Raw genomic sequence first — 13,705 nt, forward strand, 5'->3', positions numbered from 1 at the left:
CCCTTTGATGGATCGATGACTTAACCGCTCAGCCGATCTGGCTGCCGACAAAATCCTTGACTATGCGCACGATGCCCCGGCCAAGCAGGTCGTCGAGCGCCGCGATGAACTGGTCTACATGGGCCCGCTCGCAGATCAACGGCGGTTCGAGCCGAATGACGTTGCGATTGTATTCGGTGAAGGCCACCAGCACGTCATAGTCGCGCAGAAGCAACGCGCCGATGAAGCCGGAGAGCGAGCCCTTGAGCTTGTCGTCGAGCATCGAGACGACCGGGCGCAGCACCATCGGCAACGTCTGGCTGAAGTCCTGGAACTCCAGGCCGACCATCAGCCCCTTGCCGCGCACGTCCTTGATGATCTTCGGGTACTTGGCCTTCAACGCCTCGAGGCGCTCGAGCAGATAACTGCCGCTGTCGGCGGCGCGGTCGATCAGGTGCTCGTCATAGAGCACGTTGATGCCTTCGATCGCCGTCACGCAGGCCTCGCCCATGCCACCGAACGTCGCCATGGCGTGGATCATCGCGGTCTTCGGCGTGCCATAGGCCTTCATGTAAACTTCGCGGCGGGCGATCATCGCACCGACGGCGGCTTTGCCGGCGCCGAGCGATTTGGCAAGCGCGGTCACGTCAGGCACGACACCATAGTGTTCGAAGGCATAGAAGCGACCGGAGCGGCCGTAACCGCACTGCACTTCGTCGGCCACCCAGAGTACGCCGTACTTGTCACAGAGCGCGCGCAGCTTCTGCCAGTACTCGGCCGGGGCCTGGATGATGCCGCCGCCGCCCTGGATGGTCTCAAGCACGATAACGCCGATTTCCGGATCCGACTTGAAGGCGTTCTCCACCGCATCGATGTCGGCGAAGGGTACCCGCACGGTGTTATCGGCGACCTTGAAATCGGCGCGGTAGAGTTGGCCGTCCGTAATGGCGAGCACGCCCTTGGTCTTGCCGTGGAAGGAGTTCTCGGCATAGACGACCTTCGGCCGCTTCGGGCCGGCGGCACGCTCGGCGAGCTTGACCGCGGCCTCCATCGCCTCAGAACCGGACGACCCAAGGAAGACCATGTCGAGGTCACCAGGCGAGCAGGCGGCGATGTTCTTGGCGAGCGCAGCCGCATATTGCGACATGAAGGCAATGGCGATCTCGTGCCGCTTCTCGTCCTGGAATTTCTGCCGCGCATCGAGGATCCGCGGATGATTGTGGCCGAAGGCAAGCGAGCCGAAGCCGCCGAAGAAGTCAAGGATCTGGCGGCCGTTCTGGTCGGTGTAGAACATGCCCTCGGCACTCTCGATCTTCACCTTGTGGAAGCCGAGAAGCTTCATGAAATGCAGCTGCCCGGGGTTCAGGTGGTCCTTGAAGGCCGTGGTAATATCGCCGATCGACATGGCTTTCGCCTGTTCGACGGTGATGAGGTTGGGCCTGGCAACGCCGCCATCAAGCGAAGGAGCGGCAACGGCGATACGGTTCGGTCTGTCCAGCATGGTCTCTCCCCTCATTCGGCCGGCACTGCGACAGCTGCAGGAGCTGCGGCGCCCATCTTCTTGGCCCGGTATTCGTCATAGGCGGCGATCAGCATGTCGCCATCGTTGTATTCCGCACGCCAGCCGAGCTCTCGCTTGAGCTTCCCGGTCTCCCGCACGCACATCTCGTCGGCAATCAGATATTGCTCCGGATCCATGATCGGCTTGTTGATCAGGTCGAAGAACGCCAGCGTCTGCTTGACCGCGAAGGCCGGCGTCGGCAGCAGGAAGGATTTCGAGCCTGCATGCTTGATCAGATTGCCAAGCAACTCACGGACCGACGGTGGATTGTCGGAGCCGAGATTGTAGGCTTCGTTCGGCACCCCGCCCTTCCAGGCAAGGCGCGCGGCTTCCGCGCAATCGAAGACCGAGATGAACTGGTAGGGCACCTTGCCCGAGCCGATCATCGGCACCGGCAGATTCAGGTCGATCAGCTTGAACAGCTTTTCGAGGATACCGAGACGGCCAGGCCCGATGATCAGGCGCGGACGGAAGATCGAAATGTTCATGCCCTGCTTGCGCCATTGCACCGCGAGCTGTTCGGTTGCCCATTTCGACTTGCCGTATTCGCCAAGCGGCTTGGCCGGATGATCCTCGGTCTGCGGTGATTGCACCGTGTGGCCGTAGATCATGTCTGTGGTGAACTGCACCAGACGTGAGGCACCGGCTGCATCCATGCCCTTCATGATGTTCTCGGCGCCGTAGTAGTTGACGGGCCAGAAGAATTCCCAGCGCTTCGAGCGGATCTGCAACGGCGACAGCATCTTGGCCGCCATGTTGTAGACCATGTCGTCAGGGCCGATGCCGACCTTCTGCACAGCCTCGAGGTCGGTGACGTCGCAATGGACGAAACGGGCGCGGCCGTAGTGCGGCAGATCGGACTTGACGATATCGGCGATCACCACGTCCTCGCCGTCCTTGACGAGGCGTTCCGCCAGGTGACGGCCAACGAAGCCGTCGCCACCAAAGATGATGTGTTTCATGACTTGCTCCCGAATTCTGCGGTGCTCACCCCGGCGGCGTCAGCCGGCTTCTCGTCGGCATGGGATGAGATGCCCGATTGGGCGATAAGAACGGTTCCTGCGCAGATCAGCGCGATGCCGGCGATGCGCCAGGCGTTGAGGTCTTCGCGAAAGACGAAATAGGCGAAGATCGCGACGGCGACATAAGCAAGGCTCAGGAACGGATAGGCAAAGGAAAGCTCGACCTTCGACAGCACATAGAGATGCGAGGCCATCGAGATGACGAAGGTCGCAAGGCCTGAGAAGACCCAAGGGTTGAAGACGATCTGGAACAGCCGGACGATCGCCGTCTCGGCGGTCATCGAAATCGGCCCCAGCGTCATCATGCCCTGTTTCAGCATCAACTGAGCGGCGGCGTTGGTGAGCACCGTGAAGAGAATGAATGGAATATATTTCATCGTTTTACTCCCAGTCCCGCAAATCTACTTACGGGCAAGAGACGGATTTTCGGTGAAGTTTGAACGTTTATTTGAATAAAATTGTCTGCATTCTCATTCTGGCAAAGCCAGAGCCGTGCGCTTCCAGAAATTGGAAACGAGCGCCGGATCGCGGAGCGCTTCGAGTCGCCGCCAAGAAACGAAAGATTTTTCAAATACTTGCGGGGACATACGGGCATCCTTGTACGGATTGACCGCTCCGCCAGCCTCGATCACGATGCGATCGAGCGCATCAAGAAGCTTTACTGTCCGTTCACCTTGATTGGCGAAGTCCAGCGTCAAAGTAAAACCAGGCCGCGGAAAGGACAGAAGTCCGCGCGAACTGATATCGCCGAAGCGCTTCAGCACGGTCAGGAACGAGGCGTGCCCCGCGCGCCGAGCGGTTTCCATGAGCTTCGCGGTGATCTCGGGCGCTCGCTCGGAGGGATAGACGCTCTGATGCTGGTAGAGGCCGCGCGGTCCATAAAGCCTGTTCCACGCTCCGATCGCATCCAGCGGATAGAAATAGGAGGTCCAGGGAACCGTACTCACGGTCTCGCCCGGCTGCACCTTGCGGAAATAGTATTCGTTGAAGGCCTTGAGCGTCGCCCTGTTCAAGAGATTGAACGGCGGCGCAAGCGGCACCGAGAGCTTCATTCCCTTGGGGATATCGGGCAGCTCGCAGGAGCCGTCGGCATGATCGCCGGCAAGCAGAATACCGCGGCCCGTGCGCGATCCGGTCGCTAGCTGATCGATCCAGGCGACGGAGTATTCGTGTTCCTCATCAACACGGTCGACGAGCGCGAAATACTGGTCAAGATTCTCGAAGCGGATAGCATGTTGCTGCACATGCGGCGACGGTACCTTCATCAGCCGCAGGTCGACTTTCAGGATCAACCCCGTAAGCCCCATGCCGCCGATGGTCGCGGCGTAGAGGTCCGGGTTCTCCGCCGGCGAACAGGTCAGCCTTTCGCCGCTCGAGCGCAGCAGGGTAAAGCTCGTTACGTGGTTACCGAAAGTTCCGCGTGCGTGGTGGTTCTTGCCGTGCACATCGTTGGCAAGGGCGCCCCCAACCGTCACGAAGGCCGTGCCTGGTGTCACCGGCAGGAAGAAGCGGTGCTCGATCGCGCGCTCCAGAACTTCACGCAGCGTCACCCCCGCCTCGCAGGTCATCATGCCGGTGCCCGGATCGAAGGCCAGGATGCGGGCGTGGCGGCGGCTTTCGATCAGCATGCCCTGGTCGTTGTGGCAGCTGTCGCCATAGCTGCGGCCGTTTCCGAACGGCAGGTAACCGTTGGCCTCCAGATTTCCGAGCCGATCTTCATAGTCGTCAGGCAAAATGGCCGGCCGCACACGATTGTCGAGGCGGCCCCAGCTTTCATGGTCTTCAACTGTCATTGCGGCCCAATGGCTCCGAACAGGATCAAAAGCGCGCCGACCAGCATGGTCAGCTGGCTGCGCCAGTCGCGCATGATGAAGACGACGGGGTCTTCATGCAGCATGCCGCGGCGTGCGAGCATCCAGATGCGCAAGAGCATATAGAGCACCAGCGGGCAAAGCGGCCAGAGCGCCCAGGGCGTGGTGTACATTTCCTGCAATTCCTTGCTGTGCACGTAGAGTGCCAAAACAAGGGCCGATGTGAAGGCCGAGGCGACGCCTGCCTGTCCCACCATCTCGAAATCGACGGCGAGATAACCGCGCCCGGGCACGTTGCCGCCGTCCTTGTCGTCGAATTCGTTCAACTCGACATAACGCTTCACCAGCGCCAGGCTGAGGAAGAAAAAGATCGCGAAGGACACCAACCAGAAGGAAAGTTCCGTCTCGGTCGCCGCCGCGCCGGCAACGATGCGCGTGGTGTAGAGACCGGCAAGCGTGAAGACATCGACCAGCAGCTTGCGCTTCAGCACGAACGTGTAAGCCGTCGTCGCGCAGGCATAGAACGCCAGAACGGCGGCAAATTTCCATGGCAGCAGCAGGGTCAGCGACAACGAGGCAATGATCAGGCAGCCCGCCAGAATAAGCGCCGTCGGCACCGACATCTGACCGCTGGCAAGGGGCCTGTGGCGCTTCTTGGCATGGCGACGATCATTCGCGAGATCTGAAAGGTCGTTGATGACATAGACCGCGGAGGCAAGAAAGCTGAAGGCAAAGAAGGCGATGATGACGCTGACAATCGCGTCGACGTGCAACACCTCGTGATTGAGGATCATCGGGACGCCGATCAGCACATTCTTCGCCCATTGATGTACCCGGATCGACTTCAACGGCGCCAGCGCGCTGGTCTTGCCGACATCGAGACGCTCGGCGTCATGGCCGCGGCGCCATTTTTCTGCCGCCGCATCCGGGGCCACCACGATCGCGCGCCGCGCCACTTCGAAGACAGCAATGTCGTCGCGGCTGTTGCCCATGTAGTCGAACGCACCGTCGCCGTAGCGCTCGACGAGCGCCTGGCGCTTGCGGCTGCTTGTCAGATTGAGGTCTTCCGTCGAGTGCATGACCGAGGAGAAGAGACCGACATGGGCGGCGATGTCCCTGGCAACGGACGGAGCAGCACCGGTGACCAGCACCACTTCGCGACCCGTCTTCTTTTCCTCAGTCAGCCGGTCGATGACCGCCTGGCGATAGGGCCAATCCTGCGCTTGCCGCCCGGAGCGCTGCGCCACCTCATGCTTGAGCCGCCCCTTGCCCTTCGAAAGCCAGAACAGCATGGGAAACAGCATCAGCGGGTTGCGCAGAAGGAGGATCGCAGCACCTTCCCAAAGCGTATCGGCGGCCAGCAAAGTGCCGTCCAGATCCACACACAGCGGAATGTGCCGTGTCTCGGTGCGCGCGTCCATGAAATCCATCCCAGCCATAGTTGCCGGGCATCATGACGCCTTCAACTTTCCAGAGTGGAAATGCGAGCCGCCGCTGCACCCGGAAATTTGCCGATCTGGTTAACAAATGCCGAGCGCGCATGCGACGGTTAGCGCTTGCCGATCCAGTTCAGCGCATCGCGCCAGTCGGTCATGCGAACCGGGGTTCCATGCGAACCGGTTTCAAACAGCACGAAGCGCGTCGGATAGCCCTGAGACTTGAGCGTGCGGTAAAGCCCCTTCTGGCTTTCGGCGGGATAGACGCTGTCGCGGCTGCCATGGCTGAAGAACATGGGCAATTTCGCCTTGTAGGCGGCGCTTTTGGTAAAATCGGGATCGCTGACACCACCCATGACCATCATGCCACCAAGAGCCGCCACTGCGGCTGCATCGCGCGAGACGCCCCAGCAGATGAAACTGCCCATCGAAGCACAGGCAAGCACCACCGGCCGGCCGCCGGATCGCTCGGACGCCTGCTTGACGAGGGCCGCGATGTCGGCTGCACCTTGCGTATCGAAGGAGCGCACGCTCGGCGCATAGTAGACACCGCCATTGGCGACGGCGAGGTTCTTCAGCCGGTTGAAATTGCCGCCGAAGGAAAAGTCGTTGGCACCGAGCCGCCGATCACCGCCGCGGCCGTGTATGAAGATGACCGTGAACGCCGCACCCCTGTCCGGACCGACCCGCGTCACGTCGAGCGATCGCCCGCCGATTTCGAGCGTCTCGTTGACCTGTTCGCTCTTCACGCCGAGCGAGATATACGCGCGCTTTACCCGGCGTTCCGGGATTTCGTCGCGTTCGTTGATGTCCCGCAGTTCCTGATAATCAACCGTCAGATCGTCGCCGCCATCATTTTGCTGCAGCACCTTGCCATAGGAAAACAGCTCATCCTTGAAGGGCTTCAGCGCCTGCGCCTGGGCGGCGGAAGCCGAGACGACGACGGCAACAGCCAGAAAAAGCCGGCGAAACGGAAAAACAGTTGTGGACACGGCCAATGACGGGCTCCCTCTTTCGCCGGAAGCCTTGCCATCGTACGGGCGCCAAAGCAACACTTGCCCCGTGACAGGGCCGCAGAGGCAGCATTCCACCTGTGACCGACGCCAGTATTCTCCTTTTGTTCGCGCTTTCAGTGAGAGTCTGGCAGAATTCAGATGATTCGACCGCCGGGGGATGGCGGCAAAGTCGAGGTCTTGCTATGGCCTCTGGCATCCCAAAGTGACAGGAACGACCCGAACGGCCCCATGGACGACAACAGCGACCTCTTCTCCTCCGCGCCCCCGCAGCCGAAGCCTGCCGAAGCTGGAGCCCCTCCGCGCAAGCCGCCGACCGCGCCCGCTTCGGGCAGCGACGAGCCGCGCCCTGCCCCGCGCGGCAGCGATGGCAGCGACTATGACGCGTCGGCGATCGAGGTGCTCGAAGGGCTGGAGCCGGTTCGTCGGCGTCCGGGCATGTATATCGGCGGCACCGACGAGAAGGCGCTGCATCACCTCTTTGCCGAAGTCATCGACAACTCGATGGACGAAGCGGTCGCTGGCCATGCGAACTTCATCGAGGTCAATCTCGATGCCGACGGCTTCCTGACAGTGACCGACAACGGCCGCGGCATCCCGGTCGAGAACCATCCGAAATTTCCGGGCAAGTCGACTCTCGAAGTCGTCATGACCGTGCTTCACGCCGGCGGCAAGTTTGACGGCAAGGCCTATGAAACCTCGGGCGGTCTGCACGGGGTCGGCGTCTCGGTCGTCAACGCGCTCTCCGATGCGCTCGAAGTCGAGGTTGCACGCAATCGCAAGCTCTATCGTCAGCGGTTCTCCCGCGGCATCCCGCAGGGCGGGCTCGAAGAGCTCGGCGACGTGCACAACCGCCGCGGCACCCGCGTTCGCTTCCATCCGGATCCGGACATTTTTGGCCCGCACGCCCATTTCGAGCCCGGCCGGCTCTTCCGCATGGCGCGCTCGAAGGCCTATCTTTTCGGCGGCGTCGAGATCCGCTGGTCCTGCGACCCATCGCTGTTGCAAGAAGGCTCGGAAATCCCCGACAAGGCGGTCTTCCACTTCCCCGGCGGCCTCAAGGACTACCTGGCGGCGACCCTCGGCAAGGAATTCACCGTCACCCGCGAGATTTTCGCCGGCAAGTCGGAAAAGGCCAACGGTCACGGCTCGCTCGAATGGGCGGTCACCTGGTACGGCGGCGATCAGCAGGTTCACTCCTACTGCAACACCATTCCGACGCCCGAAGGCGGCACGCACGAGGCTGGTTTCCGCATCGCGCTCACCAAGGGCTTGAAGAACTACGCCGAACTGACGCAGAACAAGCGCGCGGCAATCATCACCACCGATGACGTGATGATTTCGGCGGCCGGCATGCTTTCGGTCTTTATCCGCGAGCCCGAATTCGTCGGCCAGACCAAGGACAAGCTCGCGACCGTCGAGGCGCAGCGCATCGTCGAAAACGCACTGCGTGACCCCTTCGACCACTACCTCGCCGACAATCCCGCTGAAGCCGCCAAGCTGCTCGACTGGGTGGTCGAGCGCGCCGAAGAGCGCGTGCGCCGGCGCAAAGAAAAGGAAGTCAACCGCAAGACGGCGGTGCGCAAGCTGCGCCTGCCGGGCAAGCTCGCCGACTGCTCGCAGAATACTGCCGAGGGTGCCGAACTCTTCATCGTCGAAGGGGATTCGGCAGGTGGTTCGGCAAAGCAGGCGCGCAACCGCGCCAACCAGGCGATCCTGCCGCTCCGAGGCAAGATCCTCAATGTTGCCAGCGCCGGCCGTGAAAAGCTTGGCGCCAACCAGCAGATCGCCGATCTGATCCAGGCGCTCGGCTGCGGCACGAGGACCAAGTACCGGGACGAGGATCTTCGCTACGAGCGCGTCATCATCATGACCGATGCCGACGTTGACGGCGCGCACATCGCCTCGCTGCTGATCACCTTCTTCTACCAGGAAATGCCGGAGCTGATCCGCGGCGGCCATCTCTATCTGGCCGTACCGCCGCTCTACCGCCTCAGCCAGGGTTCGAGGACGCTTTATGCGCGCGACGACGCGCACCGCGAGGAACTGATGCGGACCGAATTCAATGGCCGCGGCAAGGTCGAGGTCGGCCGGTTCAAGGGTCTTGGCGAGATGCTGCCGGCGCAGCTCAAGGAAACGACGATGGATCCGAAGTTCCGGACGCTGTTGAAGGTCGAGATCGACGAAATCGATTTCGAAGGCACGCGCGAGGCGGTGGACAACCTGATGGGAACCAAGGCCGACGCCCGCTTCCGCTTCATCCAGGAACGGGCGGTGTTTGCGGAGAATCTCGACATCTAAGGACGCTGGCCCGGGGAAGGCGCCGCAAGGTTGGCGCTGCGTTCCATGTTCCAACCTGTCAAATCCGAGACGGCGGCCAGTCGCCGCCGTTTGCGTTTCAGCCCGCGCCCCCTTGCACCGGGTCAGGCGGCAGGGTCGACAGGTTTTTCCATGAACAGGCTCAGCGGATCCGGCTGATAGCTGCCAAACGGCGGGCGCTCGACGTAGCCGGCGGCCTTATAGAGGCCGATGGCCTCGGGCTGATAGATGCCGGTTTCGAGGCGGATCGCCCTGCATTGCAGTTGCTGCGCACGTTCCTCCAGCGCCCCGAGCAACAGCTTGCCAACCTTCAGCCCCCTCGCCTGCGGATCGACGAACATGCGCTTGATTTCGGCAGTTCCGTCGCCGGCATCCACGAGCGCGCAACAGCCGACGATATCGCCCTCACGCCGCGCCACGAAAAATGAGACCGCCGGTTGCTCCAGGCTCGACAGGTCGACCATATGATTGCTTTCGGCAGGATAAAGCGAGGCAGCATAGGCGTCGGAGAGTTCCAAGAGCCGTATGATGGCGGCTTGGCGTGGCGGCTCGAGGGCGATGGTTACGGCGGGCAATCGGTCTTTCCTTGGTGTCGGCGATCTCGATCACCAACCTACCGTCGACGGTCCCGCAGGCCAATACGTCATTTGGCGCATCACCCTGTTGCGGCGGCATCAATCCGGCTGACGATCTGAAACAAATTGTTCCTCAGCCTTCCGTGCTTTGCCCTATTTCCGGGAGAATCAGGCAGTCATAGGTTGACTGCACAACAATGCCACTCCCCGATGGAACGCAGGTACACCATGCAAGCGGCTCTGATTGTCATGACCATTCTCGGCTGCGACCACGACGTCAGCCAATGCCAGTACATTTCGACGGTCAACGGCACATGGCCCTCGATCGCGCAGTGCGATACCGCCTCGCAGGCGCAGTTGCCGAAGTTTTCGAATGCGAACTACCCGGTCGTCGTTGCCGTCTGCGAAAGCACCGCGCCAGCCGTTGCCGCGGTCGACCTTGCGCCGGCTGTGCCACAACCCCTACCGCAAACGCCGCCGCAACAAGCAACGGAGCCGGAGCCGGGATTGCCGAAGCGGACGCTCGCCTTCCTGAAAGGCGCCATGCCCGATCGCGAGAAGCTGAAAACGATCGTCAGCAAGCCCGTGCACTATATCGAGGACGGCTATTCCTGGGTTGCCCGCCGCTTCACCGAGTAGGCGATCCGATCTTGTTCAAACAGGTGCCCGGCAGCGCGGCGACCGACACTCCGATGCCGGAAACGGCCACAGATGTTTCACCTGAATTCGCCGGGTCGAGCGCCTTGTGGCTGGTCGCGTTCACAGGCCCGTCGCTAATTGGGCAGAATGGCGGCCGATGACAAGTGCAACGATTGGGATCAGGCCGCCTGGCGGGCTGCCAGCAGGGCATAGTCCCGGGCCGACTGACGCTCCTCGGCAAAGGCCAGCCGCTCGAGCAGGTCGATCATTGCCGTCAATGCCGGAGACGTCGAGCGCTGCCCTCGAAGACGGGCAAGCAGCGTGGACGAGACGGACGATGCCACGCCGCCACCGTGAGCACTCCCGTCGCGACGCCAAAGCAGCACGGCCTCGGCAAATGCTTCGCTCACGTCGCGGCCAAGCCCGGCGCTCTCGAAAAGCGCCCGGATCGAATGAATGCGACCACCGGACAGGATCGAGCGCACGCGCTTGTCGCAAACACCCGAGAGATCGACGATTGCTGCTGAGAAAAACTCCGCCCGGCCGGTGACCAAGGCATGCAGCAGGAACGCGGGTGTCAGCCGCCCAGTCTCGCGCAGATGCGTGACAAGTCCGGGCAATTCCTCAACGGCAAGCGCGCCTGCCATGCCGACTGCTGCGACATCGCAGGCCTCGCGCGTTACGCGCTGCACCCGCGCCTCGCCGATCGCCACCTGGACCAGGCCGAAGGCGGCAAGGGCAGCGCCCACCTCTTCGACAAGAGCGTGGCGGGCGTCGCTCGGCAGGTCGGTGCGGCCGAGAAGCAGATCGCGCACGGCGGCCGAACAGCCAAGGCGCTCGGCAATCCGCTTCAGCGAGCGGCGCGGCACCTGAGCGCCAGCATTTTCCAAGAGGATCAAAATTTCTTCTTCGTCGCCGATTTCGGCGATCGCGGCAGACACGGCGCGAGAGACAAAACTGCGGGCCGCGATCAGCGCGCGGGTTTCCGGAGTACCTCGTGCGGCAAGATCGACAAGGTCCTCATCGGTAAGGACCGGCGAACGCGAGACAACGACATAGGCGATTTCGGGCTGGTCGGCAGCAAGGCCAAGAATGATTGCGCGCGGCACGGTCGAGCAGCCGGAAAGCGCATCGGCCAGCGCATGGCGGACCTTGGGTGAAGGATCATCGAGCAGGAAGGTCATCGCCATCTCGGCCGCACGACGATCAAGGCCATTCATCTGCGCATCGACATAGGCGCGGCCGAGAGCGCTGGCGGCGCGGGTTCGCTCACCCGTTCTCGCCGTTTCCACCCAGCGAAGAAATGCTTGTATGATCACCTACGCCCCACTAGACACGCCAATGCCATCTGATGTTCCGACCCTAGCAGGCAAAGGTTTAAGATTGGTTCACCATGTCTGTTAACCGCCTCCAAACCATAAAGCCGTTGCTTCTTGCCGACAGTGCAGCGACCAATGTCGATGTCGCGGCCCTCAACAGGTTTGCCGGCGTCGTCGTTGGCATCGACTGCAGCAAAGAGGTACTTGTCGGCATGGCTCAGCTAGCCGGTCGCAGCTTTTCGCTGCTTGCGCGCGTCGCGCCTGCCGGTCAGTTGAGCGAGGAGCATCTCAACCGGCTGCTCGACAGCGGCGTCGACGGCCTCGTTCTTTCCGAATGCGCGGGGCGCTCTGACATCCAGCGGCTTGATGTGATGCTGCAGGTTGCCGAAGCATCAATGGGCATCGCTTCCAATCGGATCCGGCTCTATGCGGAGTTTGGCGGTTCGGCCGGGGGCCTGTTGTCCGCGCACACACTGGCGGGATCGTCAAAACGTCTGGACGCTTTGATTTTCGACGGCACGGCACTGGCAACACTGGTCGGCTGCAAAGAACCCACGGCCGAAACCCATGAGCGCACGGCAGCGCCAATCCTCGCCGCGCGCGCAGCCGTGGTGCTGAAGGCAAGCCATGCGGGCATTCCCGCTTACGAGGTTCTGCCCACCAGCTGCGACAACGAGACCAGGACCCGGCAGGCCCTTGCGAAAAGCAGGGACAACGGCTTCGCCTCGGTTGGCTGCCATTCGATCGAGCAGGCCACCTTTCTCAGCGACGTGTAAAACCCAGTCCATCAGCGCGTCGGACGGATCATCTCGAAAACGTCGCCGCCGTCGCAGTAATCCATGTAACCGAGACGGGCGAGCGGTTTGACCGTCGCCATGTCGAAACGGCCGTCGCGGATCGCCTCTTCGCGGATGTGGATACCGACCACCTGGCCGATGACGACATAATTGTCGGACGGCGTGCCATCCAACCCCTTCGGGCGAAACGTCTCGGTCATGCGGCACTCGAGCGCCGCAAAGGCCTCGCCAACGAAAGGCGCCTTCACCAGCGTGCCTTCGACCGGCGTCAATCCGGCAATCTCGAACTCGCTGTCGCCATGCGGTGCTGCGACCGACGTCGCGTTCACCGCTTCTGCGAGACTGCGGCTGGCAAAGCTCGCGGTGAACTCCCCGGTCGCCTCAATGTTGCGAACCGAGTCCTTGTAGCCGCTCGAGGAGAACATCACGAGCTTCGGCCGATCGCCGATGGCGTTGAAAAAGGAATAGGGCGCGAGGTTCAGCGAACCGTCCGATGCACGCGTGCCGATCCAGCCGATCGGCCGTGGCGAGACGATGGCCTTGAAGGGGTCATGCGACAGCCCATGACGGTTTAAGGCCGTATCGTAGAACATCAGGCACCTTCCCCGACCCAGGTAACGATCTCGGCAAGCTCAGGGCGCGGCCGCTCGGTCGGCGGCACCATCGCGGTGCCGATGTGAATGAAGCCGGCGATCTTCTCGCCCGGCTTGACGCCAAGCAAGGGATAGGCCCGCTCGTCGAACGCATACCATTCGGTCAGCCAATTGGAGGCGTAGCCAAGAGCATTGGCGGCCATCAGCAGGTTGAGGCAGACGGCACCGGCCGACATCACCTGCTCCCATTCGGGGATCTTGAAGTGCGGTGCGGCGGTGCTGACGACGGCGACGACGACGGGCGCACGCGACAGGCGGGTTTCCTCGACCTTGATCATCTCCTCGGACAGATCCGGCTTCAGCCGAAGCGCCATTGCCTTCAGCTCGGCGCTGATGCGCACCCTTTCCTCGCCGCGGTAAACGATAAAGCGCCACGGGGCGAGCTTGCCATGATCCGGTACGCGCGAGGCAAGCTTCAGCATCTCCTCGACTTCGGCCTTGCCGGGGCCGGGTTCGCCCATCTGGAACGCAGGGATCGAGCGGCGGGACGTGAGGTAGTCCACAAGCTTAATTTCGGTTTTCATGTCCGATGAATTCCACTAATTTGCCGCCCCACAGGCAGCCACGAAAATGCCATATCG

At 62.0% G+C, this 13,705-nt stretch carries 13 protein-coding genes; 3 read left to right on the forward strand and 10 right to left on the reverse strand.

What is annotated here, in order from left to right; genetic code table 11:
- Positions 1 to 28 precede the first annotated feature (28 nt).
- The 6 genes from MKZ91_RS20135 to MKZ91_RS20160 all read right to left on the reverse strand — a co-directional run bounded on the left by MKZ91_RS20135 (position 29) and on the right by MKZ91_RS20160 (position 6,807).
- Positions 29 to 1,480 (reverse strand): aspartate aminotransferase family protein, encoded by a 1,452-nt coding sequence (locus tag MKZ91_RS20135; RefSeq protein WP_336172855.1) that lies wholly within the window; start codon positions 1,478 to 1,480, stop codon positions 29 to 31.
- 11 nt (positions 1,481 to 1,491) lie between these two features.
- Complete coding sequence (locus MKZ91_RS20140) at positions 1,492 to 2,502, reverse strand: NAD-dependent epimerase/dehydratase family protein (RefSeq protein ID WP_336172856.1); 1,011 nt, start codon at positions 2,500 to 2,502, stop codon at positions 1,492 to 1,494.
- A complete protein-coding gene (locus MKZ91_RS20145) occupies positions 2,499 to 2,939 on the reverse strand; it encodes an EamA family transporter (protein WP_336172857.1) in 441 nt (146 codons plus the stop codon). The genes MKZ91_RS20140 and MKZ91_RS20145 overlap by 4 nt, the downstream gene beginning before the upstream one ends.
- Before the next feature lie 93 nt (positions 2,940 to 3,032).
- Positions 3,033 to 4,355, reverse strand: coding sequence for an FAD-binding oxidoreductase (locus MKZ91_RS20150; protein ID WP_336172858.1), 1,323 nt, complete (start codon positions 4,353 to 4,355; stop codon positions 3,033 to 3,035).
- The gene (locus MKZ91_RS20155; protein WP_336172859.1) at positions 4,352 to 5,794 is read right to left on the reverse strand and encodes a UbiA family prenyltransferase; all 1,443 of its coding nucleotides are present in this window, start codon (positions 5,792 to 5,794) and stop codon (positions 4,352 to 4,354) included. Before MKZ91_RS20155 ends, MKZ91_RS20150 begins: the two co-directional genes overlap by 4 nt.
- A gap of 128 nt (positions 5,795 to 5,922) precedes the next feature.
- Positions 5,923 to 6,807 carry an alpha/beta hydrolase gene (locus MKZ91_RS20160; RefSeq protein WP_336172860.1) on the reverse strand — a complete coding sequence of 295 codons (885 nt, stop codon included), beginning with the start codon at positions 6,805 to 6,807 and terminating at the stop codon, positions 5,923 to 5,925.
- Positions 6,808 to 7,053: 246 nt separating this feature from the next.
- Between MKZ91_RS20160 and parE the strand changes: the two genes are divergently transcribed.
- Positions 7,054 to 9,123 carry a DNA topoisomerase IV subunit B gene (parE, locus tag MKZ91_RS20165; RefSeq protein ID WP_336172861.1) on the forward strand — a complete coding sequence of 690 codons (2,070 nt, stop codon included), beginning with the start codon at positions 7,054 to 7,056 and terminating at the stop codon, positions 9,121 to 9,123.
- 122 nt (positions 9,124 to 9,245) lie between these two features.
- Here parE and MKZ91_RS20170 read toward each other — a convergent pair whose 3' ends face one another.
- A complete protein-coding gene (locus MKZ91_RS20170) occupies positions 9,246 to 9,716 on the reverse strand; it encodes a GNAT family N-acetyltransferase (RefSeq protein WP_336172862.1) in 471 nt (156 codons plus the stop codon).
- 228 nt (positions 9,717 to 9,944) lie between these two features.
- Here MKZ91_RS20170 and MKZ91_RS20175 point away from each other — a divergent pair, with 228 nt between their 5' ends.
- A complete protein-coding gene (locus MKZ91_RS20175; RefSeq protein WP_336172863.1) occupies positions 9,945 to 10,355 on the forward strand; it encodes a hypothetical protein in 411 nt (136 codons plus the stop codon).
- A 179-nt stretch (positions 10,356 to 10,534) separates the two neighbouring features.
- Here MKZ91_RS20175 and MKZ91_RS20180 read toward each other — a convergent pair whose 3' ends face one another.
- The gene (locus tag MKZ91_RS20180; protein ID WP_336172864.1) at positions 10,535 to 11,674 is read right to left on the reverse strand and encodes a DUF2336 domain-containing protein; all 1,140 of its coding nucleotides are present in this window, start codon (positions 11,672 to 11,674) and stop codon (positions 10,535 to 10,537) included.
- Between the two features lie 74 nt (positions 11,675 to 11,748).
- Here MKZ91_RS20180 and MKZ91_RS20185 point away from each other — a divergent pair, with 74 nt between their 5' ends.
- Entirely contained in the window at positions 11,749 to 12,450 is a 702-nt protein-coding gene (locus MKZ91_RS20185) for an aldolase/citrate lyase family protein (RefSeq protein WP_336172865.1), read from the forward strand.
- 11 nt (positions 12,451 to 12,461) lie between these two features.
- On the opposite strand, the gene MKZ91_RS20190 is transcribed toward MKZ91_RS20185, so the two are convergent.
- Both MKZ91_RS20190 and MKZ91_RS20195 read right to left on the reverse strand, forming a co-directional pair.
- A complete protein-coding gene (locus MKZ91_RS20190) occupies positions 12,462 to 13,064 on the reverse strand; it encodes a flavin reductase family protein (protein WP_336172866.1) in 603 nt (200 codons plus the stop codon).
- On the reverse strand, positions 13,064 to 13,648 hold the full coding sequence (locus MKZ91_RS20195) for a nitroreductase family protein (protein WP_336172867.1): 585 nt from the start codon (positions 13,646 to 13,648) through the stop codon (positions 13,064 to 13,066). Before MKZ91_RS20195 ends, MKZ91_RS20190 begins: the two co-directional genes overlap by 1 nt.
- Positions 13,649 to 13,705: the final 57 nt, after the last annotated feature.

It is taken from the genome of Ensifer sp. MJa1, assembly GCF_037026475.1.
GTDB lineage: Bacteria > Pseudomonadota > Alphaproteobacteria > Rhizobiales > Rhizobiaceae > Ensifer.